The organism is Enterobacter sp. SGAir0187, assembly GCF_002952735.2.
In the GTDB taxonomy this organism is placed as follows: Bacteria; Pseudomonadota; Gammaproteobacteria; order Enterobacterales; family Enterobacteriaceae; genus Enterobacter; species Enterobacter quasiroggenkampii.
This window is the reverse complement of record NZ_CP025034.2, coordinates 2,176,581-2,193,424: the sequence shown is the minus strand read 5'-3', so window position 1 is coordinate 2,193,424 and position 16,844 is coordinate 2,176,581. Positions and strand designations below refer to the sequence as shown.

General features: G+C 56.6%; 15 protein-coding genes and 2 tRNA genes. 7 read left to right on the top strand and 10 right to left on the bottom strand.

The features are described from left to right. Positions 1 to 25 precede the first annotated feature (25 nt). Complete coding sequence (locus CWR52_RS10480; protein WP_048027839.1) at positions 26 to 625, bottom strand: response regulator transcription factor; 600 nt, start codon at positions 623 to 625, stop codon at positions 26 to 28. A gap of 261 nt (positions 626 to 886) precedes the next feature. Between CWR52_RS10480 and sugE the strand changes: the two genes are divergently transcribed. Beyond that, positions 887 to 1,204, top strand: a complete 318-nt coding sequence (gene sugE / locus CWR52_RS10475; RefSeq protein WP_008502938.1) for a quaternary ammonium compound efflux SMR transporter SugE — start codon at positions 887 to 889, stop codon at positions 1,202 to 1,204. Here sugE and CWR52_RS10470 read toward each other — a convergent pair. Continuing rightward, on the bottom strand, positions 1,201 to 1,731 hold the full coding sequence (locus CWR52_RS10470) for a lipocalin family protein (RefSeq protein WP_104949607.1): 531 nt from the start codon (positions 1,729 to 1,731) through the stop codon (positions 1,201 to 1,203). The genes sugE and CWR52_RS10470 overlap by 4 nt on opposite strands. Before the next feature lie 131 nt (positions 1,732 to 1,862). Further along, the gene (gene blaACT / locus CWR52_RS10465) at positions 1,863 to 3,008 is read right to left on the bottom strand and encodes an ACT family cephalosporin-hydrolyzing class C beta-lactamase (RefSeq protein WP_104949606.1); all 1,146 of its coding nucleotides are present in this window, start codon (positions 3,006 to 3,008) and stop codon (positions 1,863 to 1,865) included. Between the two features lie 132 nt (positions 3,009 to 3,140). Here blaACT and ampR point away from each other — a divergent pair, with 132 nt between their 5' ends. Beyond that, positions 3,141 to 4,016, top strand: a complete 876-nt coding sequence (gene ampR, locus CWR52_RS10460) for a LysR family transcriptional regulator AmpR (protein WP_104949605.1) — start codon at positions 3,141 to 3,143, stop codon at positions 4,014 to 4,016. 29 nt (positions 4,017 to 4,045) lie between these two features. On the opposite strand, the gene frdD is transcribed toward ampR, so the two are convergent. From frdD to frdA, 4 genes are read right to left on the bottom strand one after another with little or no spacing between them, the layout of a single operon-like run. Next, on the bottom strand, positions 4,046 to 4,405 hold the full coding sequence (frdD, locus tag CWR52_RS10455) for a fumarate reductase subunit FrdD (RefSeq protein ID WP_104949604.1): 360 nt from the start codon (positions 4,403 to 4,405) through the stop codon (positions 4,046 to 4,048). Between the two features lie 10 nt (positions 4,406 to 4,415). Continuing rightward, complete coding sequence (frdC, locus tag CWR52_RS10450; protein WP_045909548.1) at positions 4,416 to 4,811, bottom strand: fumarate reductase subunit FrdC; 396 nt, start codon at positions 4,809 to 4,811, stop codon at positions 4,416 to 4,418. A gap of 10 nt (positions 4,812 to 4,821) precedes the next feature. Next, positions 4,822 to 5,556: a succinate dehydrogenase/fumarate reductase iron-sulfur subunit gene (locus tag CWR52_RS10445; protein WP_045909547.1), complete on the bottom strand. Its 735-nt coding sequence runs from the start codon at positions 5,554 to 5,556 to the stop codon at positions 4,822 to 4,824. Further along, positions 5,549 to 7,339: a fumarate reductase (quinol) flavoprotein subunit gene (gene frdA, locus CWR52_RS10440; RefSeq protein ID WP_104949603.1), complete on the bottom strand. Its 1,791-nt coding sequence runs from the start codon at positions 7,337 to 7,339 to the stop codon at positions 5,549 to 5,551. Before frdA ends, CWR52_RS10445 begins: the two co-directional genes overlap by 8 nt. A 310-nt stretch (positions 7,340 to 7,649) precedes the next feature. Between frdA and epmA the strand changes: the two genes are divergently transcribed. Together epmA and yjeM are read left to right on the top strand one after the other, a co-directional pair. Beyond that, complete coding sequence (epmA, locus tag CWR52_RS10435; protein WP_045909545.1) at positions 7,650 to 8,627, top strand: elongation factor P--(R)-beta-lysine ligase; 978 nt, start codon at positions 7,650 to 7,652, stop codon at positions 8,625 to 8,627. 178 nt (positions 8,628 to 8,805) lie between these two features. Beyond that, positions 8,806 to 10,305, top strand: coding sequence for a glutamate/gamma-aminobutyrate family transporter YjeM (yjeM, locus tag CWR52_RS10430; protein ID WP_104949602.1), 1,500 nt, complete (start codon positions 8,806 to 8,808; stop codon positions 10,303 to 10,305). A 37-nt stretch (positions 10,306 to 10,342) separates the two neighbouring features. Here the strand turns inward: yjeM and mscM are convergent, their stop codons facing one another. The 3 genes from mscM to rsgA form a co-directional block, all read right to left on the bottom strand. After that, positions 10,343 to 13,666: a miniconductance mechanosensitive channel MscM gene (gene mscM, locus CWR52_RS10425; RefSeq protein ID WP_104949601.1), complete on the bottom strand. Its 3,324-nt coding sequence runs from the start codon at positions 13,664 to 13,666 to the stop codon at positions 10,343 to 10,345. A 19-nt stretch (positions 13,667 to 13,685) separates the two neighbouring features. Beyond that, positions 13,686 to 14,654, bottom strand: a complete 969-nt coding sequence (gene asd / locus CWR52_RS10420) for an archaetidylserine decarboxylase (RefSeq protein WP_104949600.1) — start codon at positions 14,652 to 14,654, stop codon at positions 13,686 to 13,688. Between the two features lie 97 nt (positions 14,655 to 14,751). Beyond that, positions 14,752 to 15,804, bottom strand: a complete 1,053-nt coding sequence (rsgA, locus tag CWR52_RS10415) for a small ribosomal subunit biogenesis GTPase RsgA (protein ID WP_201268152.1) — start codon at positions 15,802 to 15,804, stop codon at positions 14,752 to 14,754. A 107-nt stretch (positions 15,805 to 15,911) separates the two neighbouring features. Between rsgA and orn the strand changes: the two genes are divergently transcribed. The 3 genes from orn (at position 15,912) to CWR52_RS10400 (ending at position 16,841) form a co-directional block, all read left to right on the top strand. Next, complete coding sequence (gene orn / locus CWR52_RS10410) at positions 15,912 to 16,457, top strand: oligoribonuclease (RefSeq protein WP_008502926.1); 546 nt, start codon at positions 15,912 to 15,914, stop codon at positions 16,455 to 16,457. 196 nt (positions 16,458 to 16,653) lie between these two features. Beyond that, positions 16,654 to 16,729 (top strand) — tRNA-Gly (locus tag CWR52_RS10405). A gap of 36 nt (positions 16,730 to 16,765) precedes the next feature. After that, positions 16,766 to 16,841 (top strand) — tRNA-Gly (locus CWR52_RS10400). The last annotated feature ends 3 nt before the right edge of the window (positions 16,842 to 16,844 follow it).

The following is a 16,844-nucleotide window of genomic DNA, read 5'->3' as shown; positions in this document are numbered from 1 at the left end:
ACGGGACCAGCCGGGTTTCGTACCGTCAGCTTTCTGATTCCTGCAGGGATAAGAACGGAGAAAAACGCGTATCCATATGTAATTTCATGCGGATATTGCGTTTATAGGTATAAACCGTTTTTCCATTGATACTCAGGTGAGCGGCAATTTTTTGATTGCTCGCGCCGTCCATCCACAATGTCAGCACCTTCTCTTCCTGGCGGGTCAGCAAGGGGGCCGCCGCCGTTGGCCTGTCAGCGCCTGCGCGCGAGCGTAATGCGTCGTTGATAACCGTCGCCACTTCTTTGAGACTGGCGTTTTTCAACAGTGACGACCACACCGGGAACTTCCCAAGCCAGTCGGTCATGCCGCTGTCCTCTCCCGACTGCAGTAAAATAAACGGTAAGCGTTCACTGGCGTTAAGCAGAGAAGAGAGCTGCTGAAAATGGTGAATATCCTGCCTGAAGCCGTACAGGTCAGCGATGACCAGCGCAGGTTTCCATTGCAGAATGTGTTCTCTGGCAAGAAACAGATTATTTAGCCCGGTCACAACGTAGTGTCCCGGGAACAAACCGGAATGATTGAGCCATGCTTCAAACCCCGCGCGGGTGAAGTGACAACGGTCAATCAAAAGAATTTTGAACATATTTTATTCGCAGTCGGCTAGTGGTTTGGCTTCCTGCCATCAGAAAGCACATCATCATAGAGAAGTCGGATGAGTGCTAAAAGCCGGAACTCCGCGCCATACTGCGGCTATTTCTTGCCTTAACGTGTTCAGCAAAAAATGATTGAAAAAAAATAGCACGCTAACCACAATAGGGGGCGTAATCTCTGCCTTACGGGACGACCCGTAAGCGTTTCTTTCACCGGGGACGGCCCCAACTTGCATTAAGTTAAGGAGCCTGACATGTCCTGGATCATTCTTTTTATTGCTGGCCTGCTCGAAGTGGTATGGGCGATTGGTCTCAAGTACACCCACGGATTTACCCGCCTGACGCCCAGCGTCATTACCGTTACCGCCATGATCGTCAGTATCGTTCTGTTATCCTGGGCGATGCGCTCTCTGCCTGTGGGAACGGCTTATGCCGTCTGGACGGGTATTGGCGCGGTGGGGGCTGCCATCACCGGCATTCTGCTGCTTGGCGAGTCAGCGAGTCTGGCGCGTATTGCCAGCCTCGCGTTGATTGTGGCGGGGATCGTTGGGCTTAAGCTCAGCACCCACTAATGGGGCTGTTTTACCCAGATAAGTTTTGACACATCAAACCCTTGCCGGGTCGCGACGTCCAGCATCTGCTGCTTCATTTCTGGTGAAAGAGTTGGCGTGCGAGAGAGTATCCACAGGTAGTTGCGATCCGGCCCGCAGATCAGCGCGTGACGGTACTCTCTGTCGAGCGCGATCACGTTATAGCCGCCATAAAACGGGCCAAAGAAAGAGACCTTGAGCGCGGCTCGCCGCGGGTCGCCAGTGAAGTACGCTTTCCCAACCGACTGCTGCCACATCTCACGATCGGGATTATAGCCCCGGTTGATCACCTGAATACCGCCATCATCCATCGGACTGTAATTCGCAGTGACCTTCTCTAAGCCCTGCTCAAACCGATGGTCGAGGCGCGCGATTTCATACCATGTTCCAAGGAAGCGTTGTGCATCAAAAGGCGTGACGACGGTAACGCCTGGCGGTGGGGTAGGGGAACTGCAGGCAACCACTAAAAACGCGGCTGTCACCGCGGCGATAACAGGCAGAATGCGCATAGGAGTTTCCTTACTGTTTTTTGTTAAGTGTAGATGACAGCAGGAAAAATGCGGAAGAGTGTGCGGGGTATTTCGCCGCACACTGTGGATTTTATAGGCCGGGTAAGGCGAAGCCGCCACCCGGCAATGTTTTACTGCAGCGCGTCGAGGATACGGTATGCCGCCTCAACGCGTGCCGGGTTCGGATAGCTTTTATTCGCCAGCATCACAATGCCGAGCTGCTTTTCAGGAATAAATGCCACGTAGCTGCCAAATCCGCCGGTAGAGCCCGTTTTATGGACCCAGGAGGCCTTAACCGGTGGTGCCGGTGGATTCACTTCTCTTGCAGGCAACGGCGCCAGCGCCACCTTATTGTCGCTGCCCCCGACCACCGTTTGGGCGTCGACCGGCCAGTTCAGCATTTCCCAGCCCAATCCTTGATACATGGCTCCCACGCGCCAGTAGCGAGACTGTGCCAGGGCAATACCGTGCTTAAGTGGGGAATCCTGAAGGGAGTCCGGCATCATGTTGACCATCACCCAGCTTGCCATATCCTGCACGTTGGTTTTTACGCCATAGGCTTCCGCGTCCAGCATCCCTGGCGAAACGTGGACCGCTTTACCGTCACGGTATCCCCAGGCGTAATGCGCCTCTTCCGCTTTCGGGATGTTAATCCAGGTATGGTCCAGCTTGAGCGGCTTAAAGACCCGCGTCGTCATGGCCTGCTCATAGCTCATGCCGGAGGGTTTGACCGCCAGCGCGCCAAAAAGACCGATGCTGGTGTTAGCGTAAAGACGCGTGGTGCCCGGCTTCCACTTTGGCTGCCAGTTTTGATAAAAGCGCAGCAGGGAGGCGGTATCCGTGTCCTCATCCGGCACCTGCAACGGCAGACCGCCTGCGGTATAGGTTGCCAGATCCAGCATGCGAATGCCCTGCCACTGCTTGCCCGTGAGCTCAGGCCAGTATGTGGTCACCGGATCGCCCAGCGTTATTTCACCGCGCGCAATCGCATCGCCACCCAATACGCCGGTGAAGGTTTTACTTATCGAACCCAGCTCGAACAAGGTTTGCGGGGTGACGGGTTTGTTCGCTGCAACATCAGCTTTACCGAAGGTAAAGTAGTGCGGCTGACCCTGATAAATCACCGCCACCGCCATACCCGGAATGGCCTGCGCGTTCATCAGCGGCGTAACAGTACGTTCCACCACTTCAGCCAGCTGTTTTTCGGACATCGGTGCGGCGAATGCAGTGCTGGCAACGCTGAGCAGCAGGGCACAGCTTAAGGTTTTTTTCATCATTAGTTATCTTCCGTAATAGCAGTTCAAGGGAGTGTCCGGGCCCGTCAGACCGCTGTAGTCTGTGAGATTTGACTGTGGCTGACAAACGGTTAAATTTAGCATTAGCTGTTAATTTTTCTAACGGACGAGACCATGACGCGCAGCTATCTTCCTCTTAATTCCCTGCGGGCGTTTGAAGCCGCCGCCAGGCACCTCAGTTTTACGCATGCCGCTATCGAGCTGAATGTCACCCATTCCGCGATAAGCCAGCACGTAAAGGCGCTGGAGCAGCACCTGAACTGCCAGCTCTTCGTCCGCGTTTCCCGTGGGCTGATGTTGACCACGGAAGGCGAGAATTTGCTGCCGGTACTGAATGACTCGTTCGACCGAATTGCCGGAATGCTGGATCGCTTTGCCAGCCAGCGCGCTCAGGAGAAGCTGAAAATTGGCGTGGTGGGTACCTTTGCTACGGGGATGTTATTCTCGCAGCTCGCTGACTTTCGTCGCTGCTATCCGCATATCGATCTTCAGCTGTCGACGCACAACAATCGCGTCGATCCGGCAGCCGAGGGGCTTGATTACGCCATTCGCTATGGCGGAGGGGCGTGGCACGGCACGGAAGCGACATTTCTCTGTTTTGCGCCGCTGGCACCGCTTTGCACCCCAGATATCGCTGCCGCGTTGCCTACTCCTGCCGATATCCTGAAGTTTACCCTGCTGCGTTCTTACCGGCGCGACGAGTGGACCGCCTGGATGCAGGCCGCGGGAGAACATCCGCCTTCACCGACGCACCGGGTGATGGTGTTTGATTCGTCCGTGACCATGCTGGAAGCTGCGCAGGCAGGCGTGGGCATAGCGATTGCCCCTGTCGATATGTTTACCCACCTGCTGAACAGTGAGCGCATTGTGCAACCCTTTGCGACGCAGATTGACCTTGGCAGCTACTGGCTCACGAGGCTGCAGTCACGCGCAGAAACGCCCGCAATGAGTGAGTTTGCCCAGTGGCTGGTGGGAAAGATGCAGAAATAAAAGGCCCGCCGGATGGCGGGCCAGAGGCGTCAGAGGGTGACCACCGCAATCAGCGTCACCACGGTCAGGATGGTCGCCAGACCGTAGAATACCCATTTCCCGCTCGGTACATGGATTTTCAGGTCATGCATCGCATGGTGAATACGGTGCAGGCCACACCACAGTGGCAGGACGATCATCAGGAAGATGAACACGCGGCCGATAAAGCTGCTCGCGAACGCCAGTACGCGCTCGTAGCTCAGCGCATCGCCCGGGAACAGCCCCAGCGGCAGCATAATGTCGACCAGCAGAATGATGACGGGGGCAATGATGGCACTCCACATGCCGCCTGCGCCAAAGAGGCCCCAGAAGACCGGCTCGTCCGAACGTTTTGGATTTGGATAGATCACAATAGTCTCCTTACCAGAACAGTGCGACAAACAGAATGACCACGGTGACCAGAACCGTCACCGCCCAGAGCCCCTTAATCACCGGCTCTGGCCCCATTTTCTCGCCTTTTACAATGATGTTCGCCGCTTTTGGCGCCAGTTCAAACCAGGTTTTGGTATGCAGCAGCGCGGCCGCGAGCACAATCAGGTTGAGAATGACTATGATCGGGTTTTGCAGGAAACCGACAAAGCTGGCCCAGGTTTCCGGGCCATGCTTGAGGGCAAAAACGCCGTACATCAGCTCAAGGCTGAACCAGACCGCCGGTACCGCCGTGCCTTCACGCAGCATGTAGAAGCGATAAAACGGCAGGTTTTTCCACCAGGTGGACGGCACAGGCCGCACATAGGCTTTGCGTTTAGTCGTCATCATGCACTCCTTAGCGTGGTTTCAGGGTAGCGATAAGAAAGTCTTTCGAGCTTTCCACTTTACCCTGCTGAATAGCGGCGGCCGGGTCGACGTGCTTCGGACAGACTTCGGAGCAATAACCCACAAAGGTACAGGTCCAGACGCCGTTCTGGCTGTTAAGCTGCGCCATACGTTCTTTTTTACCGTGGTCTCGGCTGTCTTCGTTATAGCGGTGCGCCAGGGTAATGGCGGCCGGGCCGATGAACTCTGGGTTCAGGCCAAACTGTGGACAGGCAGCGTAGCAAAGACCGCAGTTGATGCAGCCGGAGAACTGATGGTATTTCGCCATCTGAGCCGGGGTCTGGGTGTTTGGCCCCTGATCCGGCGTGCGCGGGTTGCCGATGATGTAGGGCTTAATGGCTTCCAGGCTTTCGATAAAGTGGGTCATATCGACCACCAGATCGCGTTCAATCGGGAAGTTGCCCAGGGCTTCGACCTTGATGCCTTTGGTATAGTCACGCAGGAAGGTCTTACAGGCCAGCTTCGGCACCTTGTTGACCATCATGCCGCAGGAGCCGCAGATCGCCATGCGGCAGGACCAGCGGTAGCTCAGGTCTGGCGCCAGGTTGTCTTTGATATAGCCGAGCGCGTCCAGCAGGGAGGTTTGCTCGTCGTAAGGGACTTCATAGAAAGCACTGTGCGGTGCGGCATCCACTTCCGGGTTGTAGCGCACCACTTCAACTTTGAGTGTTTGCATCTCAGCCATTCGCCTTCTCCTTCTTCTCGGCGGCTTCTGCTTCTGCACCGTACACGCGTTTAGCCGGTGGCAGCGTGGTGATTTTCACGTCGCTGTAGTCCAGACGTGTGGTGCCATCCGCATCGCGCCAGGCGAGTGTGTGTTTCAGGAAGTTGACGTCGTCACGCTCGGTACAGCCTTCGTCCAGACGCTGGTGGGCACCACGCGACTCTTTACGCGCCAGTGCAGAGTGCGCCATACATTCCGCCACGTTCAGGCCGTGGCCCAGTTCAATGGTATAGAGCAGGTCGGTGTTGAAAACGCTGGAGGTATCGGTGATGCGCACGCGCTTGAAGCGCTCCTGCAGTTCCGCCAGCTTGTCAACGGTTTTTTGCATCAGCTCAGGGGTACGGTAAATACCGCAGCCTTCTTCCATCGACAGGCCCATCTCGTCGCGGATCTTCGACCAGTTTTCGTTACCTTCCTGGTTCACCAGATCTTTCAGGCGTTTTTCAACGTCGGCGACCTGTGCATCCAGCGCGGCACCGTTGGCTTCGCCTGCGGTTGCCGCCCGCTCCATCGCGCGCTCGCCCGCCATGCGGCCAAAGACGACCAGCTCGGCCAGCGAGTTTGAGCCGAGGCGGTTAGCACCGTGCAGGCCCACGGAGGAACATTCACCGACGGCGAACAGACCCTTAATACGGGTTTCACACTGCTGGTCGGTTTCGATCCCGCCCATGGTGTAGTGCGCCGTTGGGCGGACTGGAATAGGCTCTTTCACCGGATCGACGCCGACGTAGGCTTTCGCCAGCTCGCAAATGAACGGCAGACGTTCCAGCAGTTTTTTCTCGCCCAGGTGACGCAGGTCGAGGTGAACCACGTCGCCGCGCGGCGTGGAGATGGTGTTGCCTTTGCGCCACTCGTGCCAGAAAGCCTGAGAGACTTTGTCACGCGGGCCGAGCTCCATGTACTTGTTCTTCGGCTCGCCGAGCGGGGTTTCCGGACCCATGCCGTAATCCTGCAGGTAGCGGTAGCCGTTTTTGTTGACCAGAATACCGCCTTCACCGCGGCAGCCTTCCGTCATCAGAATGCCGGAGCCCGGCAGACCAGTTGGGTGATACTGCACGAACTCCATATCGCGCAGCGGCACGCCGTGGCTGAGCGCCATACCCATACCGTCGCCGGTAACGATGCCGCCGTTGGTGTTATAACGATAAACACGACCCGCACCGCCCGTCGCCATCACCACCGCATTGGCGCGGATCTGGACGAGCGTGCCTTCCATCATGTTCATCGCCACCAGGCCGCGCGCGTGTCCCTCATCCACCAGAATGTCGAGGACGAAATGCTCATCGAAGCGCTGAATTTGTGGGAACTGAAGGGAGGTCTGGAACAGGGTGTGCAGCATGTGGAAGCCGGTCTTATCGGCGGCGAACCAGGTGCGTTCGATCTTCATGCCGCCAAAGCGGCGAACGTTGACGCTGCCGTCCGGACGGCGGCTCCACGGACATCCCCACTGTTCAAGCTGGGTCATCTCCGTTGGACAATGGTGCACAAAGTAGTCGACGACATCCTGTTCGCAAAGCCAGTCGCCCCCTGCAACCGTGTCGTGGAAATGGTATTCAAAGCTGTCATGATCCTGCGCAACGGCGGCGGACCCTCCTTCTGCGGCCACCGTGTGGCTGCGCATTGGATAGACTTTTGAAATCAATGCGATTTTAGCGTTGGGATTAGCTTGCGCTGCAGCAATCGCAGCACGTAATCCAGCCCCGCCAGCGCCTATTACGGCAAGATCGGCCTGAAAAGTTTGCACGACATTCCTCCAGATTTTTGTTATTTCGCAACGCGACAAACTAAAGGTAGTTCACCCGTCCAAAAGGACGATTGCGAAAGCGTTTCCACTGCTCCTTTATGGGTAAAACAGTATAACCGTGTAGATGTCAGGGAAATTTGACGTGTTCGATTTTTTTGCAGTTCTGTCCGGCGATTTATCATTGAGATTGATGAATTGCATCACGCAATTGTTCACCTAAATGAAATGCGCTTTTTTACTGCGCAAAATTTGTCTCTGTCCCTGCTAACGAGTAGACTTCGTGCCCTTGTCTGAAATCGGAGAACAACTCATGAGCGAAACGGCCACCTGGGAGCCGAGCGCATCCATCCCTAATCTGTTAAAACGCGCTGCAATTATGACGGAGATCCGCCGTTTCTTTGCCGACCGCGGCGTCCTGGAGGTGGAAACCCCGTGCATGAGTCAGGCAACGGTAACGGATATTCATCTGGTCCCGTTTGAAACCCGTTTTGTTGGACCCGGCCACTCTCAGGGCATGAATTTGTATCTGATGACCAGCCCGGAATACCACATGAAACGCCTGCTGGCGGCGGGGTGTGGTCCGGTCTATCAGCTGTGCCGCAGTTTCCGTAATGAAGAGATGGGGCGTCACCACAACCCGGAATTCACCATGCTGGAGTGGTACCGCCCGCATTATGATATGTACCGCCTGATGAATGAGGTGGACGATCTGCTGCAGCAGGTCCTGGACTGCTCGGAAGCTGAAACGCTCTCTTATCAGCAGGCCTTCCAGCGCTATCTGGAAATCGATCCGCTGTCGGCGGACAAAACCCAGCTGCGCGAAGTGGCGGCAAAACTGGATCTGAGCAACGTGGCGGATACCGAAGAGGATCGCGACACGCTGCTGCAGCTGCTGTTCACCTTCGGCGTGGAACCGCAGATTGGTAAAGACCGTCCGACGTTTGTCTATCACTTCCCGGCAAGCCAGGCGTCACTGGCGCAGATCAGTACCGAAGACCATCGTGTCGCAGAGCGTTTTGAGGTCTATTACAAAGGTATTGAGCTGGCGAACGGCTTCCACGAACTGACCGACGCCCGCGAGCAGGCGCAGCGTTTCGAGCAGGATAACCGCAAGCGCGCCGCGCGCGGCCTGCCACAGCAGCCGATCGATACCAACCTGCTGGAAGCGTTAAAAGCGGGCCTGCCGGATTGCTCCGGCGTGGCGCTGGGTGTAGACCGTCTGGTGATGCTGGCGCTGGGCGCCGAGCAGCTGGGCGATGTGATTGCCTTTACGGTCGATCGCGCTTGAAGAATTGCCGGGTGGCGCTGTCGCTTACCCGGCCTACTCGGTCACTTGGCCCTGCCACATTAAAAACTGCCCTATTATCAATATACGGGTGTTTTTCTTAATTTGGCCTTTATAGCCACAATATTAGTCTGGTCTTCTGCTACCATCCGCGCAGTTTAATTCCTCTTTGGATGGTTCTATGTCCCACTCACTCAAAAAGATGACCCTCACCGGGCTCATCCTGATGATATTTACCTCAGTGTTTGGCTTTGCCAACAGCCCCTCCGCGTTCTATCTGATGGGCTATAGCGCGACGCCGTTTTATATCGTTTCTGCTCTGTTCTTCTTTATCCCGTTTGCGCTGATGATGGCGGAAATGGGCTCGGCTTACCGGAAAGAAGAGGGCGGGATTTACTCATGGATGAACAACAGCGTCGGCCCGCGTTATGCCTTTATCGGTACGTTTATGTGGTTCTCATCCTACGTCGTCTGGATGGTCAGTACGGCCGCTAAAGTCTGGGTGCCGTTCTCGACGTTTGTTTTCGGTGCCGATAAAACCCAGGTCTGGTCGTTAGCCGGGCTGAGCTCCACGCAGGTCGTCGGGATTCTGGCGGTATGCTGGATGGTTGTCGTGACGCTGGTGGCGTCTAAAGGTATCAATAAAATTGCCCGTATCACTGCCGTTGGCGGTATTTCCGTGATGTGCCTGAACCTGGTGCTGCTGCTGGTGAGTATCGCTATCCTGTGCCTGAACGGTGGTCATTTTGCGCAGGAGGTGAACTTCGTTTCATCGCCTAATCCAGGTTACCAGTCCGGGCTGGCTATGCTCTCCTTCGTGGTGTTTGCCATCTTCGCCTACGGCGGTATTGAAGCGGTGGGCGGGCTGGTCGACAAGACCGAGAACCCGGAGAAAAACTTTGCCAAAGGGATTATTTTTGCCGCCATCGTGATTTCCATCGGCTATTCGCTGGCGATTTTTCTTTGGGGCGTCAGCACCAACTGGCAGCAGGTGCTGAGCAACAACACCACTAACCTTGGCAACATCACCTATGTGCTGATGAAAAGCCTGGGGATGACGCTGGGGCAGGCGATGAACCTGACGACGGATGCGGCGGCAACGCTGGGCATTTGGTTTGCGCGTATTACCGGTCTGTCGATGTTCCTCGCCTATACCGGCGCATTCTTCACGCTGATCTATTCGCCGCTGAAAGCGATTATTCAGGGTACGCCGAAGGCGCTGTGGCCTGCGCGCATGACCCAGCTCAACACGACGGGGATGCCTGCTAACGCGATGTGGATGCAGTGCCTGCTGGTATGTGCGTTCATTCTGCTGGTGTCATTTGGCGGCGATACGGCGTCTGCGTTTTACAACAAGCTGACCCTGATGGCGAACGTGTCGATGACGCTACCGTACCTGTTCCTGACCCTGGCGTTCCCGTTCTTTAAGGCGAAGCAGGACCTTGAACGTCCGTTTGTGATCTTTAAAACCCGCGCGGCAACGCTGCTGGCCACCACGGTGGTGCTGCTGGTGGTGGCGTTTGCCAACATCTTCACCATTATCCAGCCGGTAATTGAGGCGAACGACTGGAACAGCGCGCTGTGGATGGTGGGCGGCCCAATCTTCTTCTCGCTGCTGGCGATGGGGATTTATGAGAATTACCGTCGACGCGCGACGGCGTACATCGCAGAAGTGGCGTAGCGGGAATATTCCCCTCCCGAAAGGGAGGGGAGACGCGTTACAAACTGCCCGCCGGGCGCGTACGCGCCGCTGACGTCAGCGTTCTTCCCGTTTTACGCCCGTCCAGGCTTTCCAGACGCATCTGGAACGGTGGGAACGGCATATCAATACCGTGCTCGCGGAAGCCCGCCAGAATCAGCTGGTGGATCTCATGGCGCAGCGGCATACGGTGTCCCATTTCGGCGGCGTAGATACGCAGCTCGAAAATCTGGATCCCCTGCTGTAAATCCACAAGGAAGACTTCCGGCGCCGGGTTGTCGATCACCAGCGAGCAGCGTTCAGCAGCGGTGTAGAGGATCTGGGTGACCTCTTCGCTGTTAGCGTCCGACGGTGCCGGCACCGTCAGCACCACACGGGTAACGGAGTCTGACAGCGACCAGTTGATGAACTGCTCGGTGATAAACGCCTTGTTTGGCACGATGATCTCTTTCCTGTCCCAGTCGCTGATCGTCGTCGCTCGGGTGTTGATCTTCGTGATGCTGCCGGTCAGATCGCGGATCGTGACGGTATCGCCAATACGGATCGGTTTTTCGAACAGAATGATCAGGCCCGAGATGAAGTTGGCGAAGATCTCCTGTAAACCAAAACCTAACCCAACGCCGAGCGCTGCGACGAGCCACTGGAGCTTCGACCACTCAATGCCGATCATCGAGAAGCCAACCAGTCCACCAAACAGCATGATCAGATACTTGGTAATGGTCGTGATCGCATAGCCCGTACCCGGCGTTAAATCCAGATGCTGCAGCAGCGCCAGCTCCAGCAGCGCCGGGAAGTTGCGCACCAGCTGGGTGGTGATGATCAGCACCAGAATGGCAATCAGCACTGCCCCTAAGGTGATCGGCTCCAGGCTTTCAACGCCCTGCACCGTGGAGGTCACATCCCACAGCGAGATGTTCTCCAGGAAGCCAAATGCCGAGTGGATCTCCGACCACAGGAAGATGACCGACAGGAGGGCAATCAGCATCAGGATAGAGCGAACCAGACGCAGGGACTGGGTACTGATGGCATCCAGATCCAGCTCGACCTCATCCGCCTCCGTCGTACCTTCCGTACTGTTAACGTGGTTTGGCTCCTCCTCACCCCGCGCGCGCTGGGCGAGGATCTCCGCCCGGCGATGCTTGGCACGGTCAAACGCCAGACGGCGGCGCTGTATCAGCATCCAGCGGCGGATCACGTGGTATACCACCAGCAGCAGGAACCAGATGGCCACCGAGGTTTCCAGACGTGCTAACAGCGCCTGCGACGTCGCCAGGTAGCCCACCGCGGCTGCCAGCATCGCAATCAACGGTGCGCTGAGCAGCAGGTTCCAGAGCAGCCGGTTGAACATGTTGTCGCCGCTGCCGGTTTTATCCAGATAGAGCGGAATACCCGCGCGTTTCAGGCTGAGCGTGACGATGGCCAGCGCTCCGCATATCAGCATAAAGCAGAGGCGGCCCAGCGAGCCTGAGAATTCGCGGTCGTTGAGATTATCGAACATGATCAGCGCCATAATCAGCGGCACAATCAGCCCGATGCTCATCAGATAGTAACGCATGGCGCGCGCCACGCGATTACGCGGCCAACCAAAGTGGGCGATAAACAGGCCATTGGGTCGCGCAAAGGTGGCACAAATCATCACCACCCACAGCAGCGGTACCGTGGCGGTGACGCCATCGCCAATTGCTACCGCGAGCGGATAGGGCCAGGCTTCCCGCAGGCCATAGCCCAGCGTCATCCACAGCACCGGCAGCGGGGAGGCGACAAGAATCGACCAGAATACGGTGCGCAATGTCAGCCAGAAGTGATCCTGGGTAACCTTCCCCACCCGGGAGCTGGAACGCTCGAGGAAGCGGGTGAAATGTCTGCGCGAGTAAATGCTGAAGCCCACCAGAATCAACGCCCCCAGCAGCGGGAAAATGGTCTCTTTGCTGGTGAGCATCATCACGCTGGCCTGTCCCAGCTGGCTGAAGGTATCCAGCGAAATCAGACGGCGCAGATCCTGGACAATCTCAATTGGCCACGAGAAGGTCATCGGACGCACGTCTGACGTCCAGAAGAGATAACGGTGCGTCGCCTCGTTCACCTCTTTCAGCGCATCTTCCAGCTGGCTGTTGGACACTTTTAGCTTGGTCAGCTCCAGAATCAGCGTATCCCCGCCCTGGAGCAGAGAGTTCAGCAGTTCACGCTGGGTACGCAGCTGGGCTTCCAGAATACGGTTTTGCTCGCTGGTCAGCGGCTGTCCATCAGCCTGACGGATCTGGCGGATTTGCGGCTGTTTATTGAGAAGATCTTCAAAATGCAGTCGCTGAACGCGCAGCTGGGCCATCTCGGTATCCAGCTGCTGCGGCTTCGGCATCTCCGGCAGGCGCGCGACCTGGGCGCGCAGCGCTTCGCCCAGCAGGTTTGACGATCCGAGCCACTGGGACTGCTCGCGCAGGGTGTTCAGCGCCTGGCGAACCTGAAGGGTTTGATTAGTGGCCTGACGCTGCTGCGAGGCCACCAGATCCATACGCTGCGCCTGCTGGTTCAGCGCGGCGGAAAGCTCGCGGTTGACCCTGAATTGTTCGTTGATACCGGCAGGCAGATTTTCGCTGTTTTCAGCGAGCAGCTCGGTACTTTCCAGCGCGCGCTCCGCTTCACGCTGGCGCTGGCTGTTGAGCTGGTTGCGCAGGGCCTGAAGATACGCGTCAAGCTGCTCGCTCTGCTTCTGAGCGAGTTCAGAGCGCATCCGTGACAGCTCCTGGCGGTTATTGGCGGAAAGCTGCGCCAGCTCGAGCTCATCGACAAGGGCCTTCAGGCGAGCTGATTCTGCCTGCAGGCCCAGATTTTGGGCCTGCGCCTGTGGCGTGTTGCCGTTTTGCGTACCCACGCGGCGCTCAACTTCATTAAGCTGGCGACGGGCGTCGGTTTGCTGCTGCGGAAGCTGGCTGAGGGAGTCGGCAATTTCACGCGCTCGTTCCTGCTCCTGCTGAGCAAGGCGGCTCTTTTCCAGAAGCTGGCTGCTGACCTGCAGGATCTCCTGGTTCAGTGCGTCGGAGGTCATCCCTGCGGGCACATCGCGCGGTTCGTCACGCAAATTATTGAGCTGCGCGCGCAGCGTCTGCGAGAGTTTGGGGAAGTTGTCGATAACCTGCTGATACTGCTGAGCGCGCTCAAGCGAGCCTTTCCGCTCCTCAAGCGCGTTCAGTGCGGACTGGAGCGACTCGACGGTCTCTGGCTGAGCGGGTTTGGCCGCTTTCGCCTGCTCCAGTTCCTGGGTTATCTGTTTGGCGTCGGGGGCTGTCGCTGCGTACGCCCCCATGCTGAGGCACCAGGCCATCAGTAGAACGATAATCGGGCGCACGTCAGCGATCCTTCTGTTGTTAGCCTTCGTCTTTTTTGTCGTCAACCAGCGGGCTGGCGTCGTGCTCGGCGTCGATCTCTTCTTGCGGCAGCGGAGCCGGTTCTGCATCCGGCGTCACGAAGGTTTCGGTAGAGACCGCCAGCGGCTGACCCAGTTTGGTGACCGACAGGCTTTCGAGCTGCTCAGCCAGCTTCACTTTGCCCGGCGCAAACAGGTTGATGACGGTAGAGCCCAGCTTGAAGCGACCCATTTCCTGGCCTTTCAGCAGGGCGACAGAGCCTTCTTCTTCACCGGCAGGCCACGTCCAGCGCTTGATCACGCCTTCACGCGGTGGGGTAATGGTGCCAGCCCAGACGGTTTCGATGCTGCCGACAATGGTCGCGCCCACCAGAATCTGCGCCATAGGGCCGAATTCAGTATCGAACAGGCAGATGACGCGTTCGTTACGGGCAAACAGGTTCGGTACGTTTTGCGCGGTCAGGTGGTTCACGGAGAACAGATCGCCCGGCACGTAGATCATCTCACGCAGGATACCGTTACACGGCATGTGCACGCGGTGGTAGTCGCGCGGTGACAGATAGGTGGTGGCAAAGGTGCCGTTGCGGAACAGATCCGCCATCAGGTAATTGCCCGCCAGCAGCGCTTCCAGGCTGTAGTTGTGGCCCTTCGCCTGCAGAATTTTGTCGTCTTCGATGTTACCCAACTGGCTGATCACGCCGTCTGCCGGCATCACCAGGACGTTAGGGTCGGTGTTCACCGGGCGCACATCATCACGCAATGGGCGCACGAAGAATTCGTTGAAGGTGCGGTAGCTGGCGGTATCCGGCTTCTGCGCCTCTTTCATGTCGACCTTGTAATATTTTACGAAAAGGTCGATGACCAGTTTGGTCAGCCAGCCTGCGCGTTTGCTCGCGCCCCAGCCCGCCAGGCGAGTGAGCCACAGTTTTGGCAGAATGTATTGAAGCGAAAGTTTAAATGCGTTTAACAAGGTAGCCTCCAGGCCATTGTTTTGTCGTTCCTGATCCGGCGTTAAGCCGCCGGAACCTGAAAAAAGGGGACGATTTTAGCGATGCTTAGCTTAGTTGTCAGTTATCAGAATCAGAAAAGTTTTTACGCGTTTTTACCTGATCCATGCTCTCAAGAATACGGTGGTAATTCTCGAAGCGGGTCTCCGCAATTTCGCCTTTCTCAACCGCTTCACGGATAGCGCAGCCTGGGTCGTTACCGTGTTTACAGTCGCGGTACTTGCAAGCGCCTAAATAATCATGGAATTCGACAAATCCGTTAAAGATTTGTTCCGGCTCCAGGTGCCATAAACCGAACTCTCGCACGCCCGGGGAGTCGATGACATCGCCCCCGTGCGGGAAGTGATACAGGCGTGACGCGGTAGTGGTGTGCTGGCCCAGGCCCGAGACATCAGAGACATCGTTGGTGAGGATCTCTTGCTGGAGGCCAAGCAGGTTGTTCAGCAGGCTCGATTTGCCCACGCCGGACTGGCCCGCAAAGATGCTGATGCGATCGGTAAGCGCCTCTTCCAGCGGTTTCAGACCATCTTTGGTGTAGCTGGAGACCATCAGGACGCGGTAGCCAATCTTGCGATAGATATCCATCTGCTCATTGACGAAGGCCATCCCATCGTCGTCCAGCAGATCGATTTTGTTCAGTACGATAATCGGCTCAACCTGCAGCGTTTCGCAGGCGACGAGGTATCGGTCGATAATATTGAGCGACAGTTCGGGCAAAATCGCTGATACGATAACAATCTGGTTAATGTTGGCGGCAATCGGTTTGACCCCGTCGTAGAAATCGGGACGGGTTAACACAGACGTGCGCTCATGGACCGCTTCAACGATACCTTTTACCGTCACGCCTTCCGCCGCCTCTTTACCCGGCCGCCAGACGACGCGGTCGCCGGTCACCAGAGAACGAATGGTCCGGCGGATGTTGCAGCGGTGAATCGCACCATCGGCGGATTCCACGTCAGCGTGCATACCGAAACGGCTGATGACTACGCCTTCCGTTGGGTCGCCAAACAGGTTGTCGTCGTAATCGACCTTCTCCGCAGTGGTTTTAAGACGGCGCTGGTGATTGGCATTCACGCGGCGCTGCTGCCCTTTGGAGAGTTTATTTTTACTCAATCGCACTGGCTCCTGGTCGCCCGTAGGGGGCAAAACCTCTATGATACACTCTAATTAATACTAGTTAACCTGCTACTGCCGGTTATGCGAGAAGGGTGGAAAATAACATGAGCGCGGATGAAAACAACCTGATTTGGATCGATCTCGAAATGACCGGGCTGGATCCCGAGCGCGATCGCATCATTGAAATTGCAACCCTGGTGACGGACGCCAACCTGAATATCCTGGCGGAAGGACCAACGATAGCGGTGCATCAGTCCGATGATCAGCTGGCGTTGATGGATGAGTGGAATGTGCGCACCCACACCGGCAGTGGTCTGGTGGAGCGCGTGAAGGCGAGCACCATGGGTGACCGTGAGGCGGAGCTGGCGACGCTTGAGTTCCTGAAACAGTGGGTTCCGGCGGGCAAATCGCCTATTTGTGGGAATAGCATCGGCCAGGATCGTCGTTTCCTGTTTAAGTACATGCCGGAGCTGGAGTCTTACTTCCACTACCGCTATCTGGATGTCAGCACGCTGAAAGAGCTGGCGCGTCGCTGGAAGCCTGAAATCCTCGACGGCTTTAAAAAGCAGGGGACGCATCAGGCGATGGACGATATCCGAGAGTCCGTGGCGGAGCTTTCCTACTACCGCGAAAACTTTATTAAGCTGTGATTTTGAGAACCGGCGCCTTGCGTGGCCGGTTTTTTGTCGTTAAATTGTTCAGCTTGCCGATTAAATAAGCATTTGAACTGAATTTCGAAAAAATCGCTTTAAGGGGGGTTGCAGCTAAAAGGATTTCTCGTATAATGCGCCTCCCGTAACGACAGAGAATTACACGTTACGACAGCAACAAAAGCAGTGCAGATTTGCGGGAATAGCTCAGTTGGTAGAGCACGACCTTGCCAAGGTCGGGGTCGCGAGTTCGAGTCTCGTTTCCCGCTCCAAAATTTGAAAGTGCTTTCACAGCACAGACTGCCCAAGCGGGAATAGCTCAGTTGGTAGAGCACGACCTTGCCAAGGTCGGGGTCGCGAGTTCGAGTCTCGTTTCCCGCTCCAAAA

Coding starts and splice junctions, on each gene's coding strand:
- CWR52_RS10480 (WP_048027839.1), bottom strand. CDS start 625: ATGTTCAAAATTCTTTTGATTGACCGTTGTCACTTCACCCGCGCGGGG.
- sugE (WP_008502938.1), top strand. CDS start 887: ATGTCCTGGATCATTCTTTTTATTGCTGGCCTGCTCGAAGTGGTATGG.
- CWR52_RS10470 (WP_104949607.1), bottom strand. CDS start 1,731: ATGCGCATTCTGCCTGTTATCGCCGCGGTGACAGCCGCGTTTTTAGTG.
- blaACT (WP_104949606.1), bottom strand. CDS start 3,008: ATGATGAAAAAAACCTTAAGCTGTGCCCTGCTGCTCAGCGTTGCCAGC.
- ampR (WP_104949605.1), top strand. CDS start 3,141: ATGACGCGCAGCTATCTTCCTCTTAATTCCCTGCGGGCGTTTGAAGCC.
- frdC (WP_045909548.1), bottom strand. CDS start 4,811: ATGACGACTAAACGCAAAGCCTATGTGCGGCCTGTGCCGTCCACCTGG.
- CWR52_RS10445 (WP_045909547.1), bottom strand. CDS start 5,556: ATGGCTGAGATGCAAACACTCAAAGTTGAAGTGGTGCGCTACAACCCG.
- epmA (WP_045909545.1), top strand. CDS start 7,650: ATGAGCGAAACGGCCACCTGGGAGCCGAGCGCATCCATCCCTAATCTG.
- yjeM (WP_104949602.1), top strand. CDS start 8,806: ATGTCCCACTCACTCAAAAAGATGACCCTCACCGGGCTCATCCTGATG.
- orn (WP_008502926.1), top strand. CDS start 15,912: ATGAGCGCGGATGAAAACAACCTGATTTGGATCGATCTCGAAATGACC.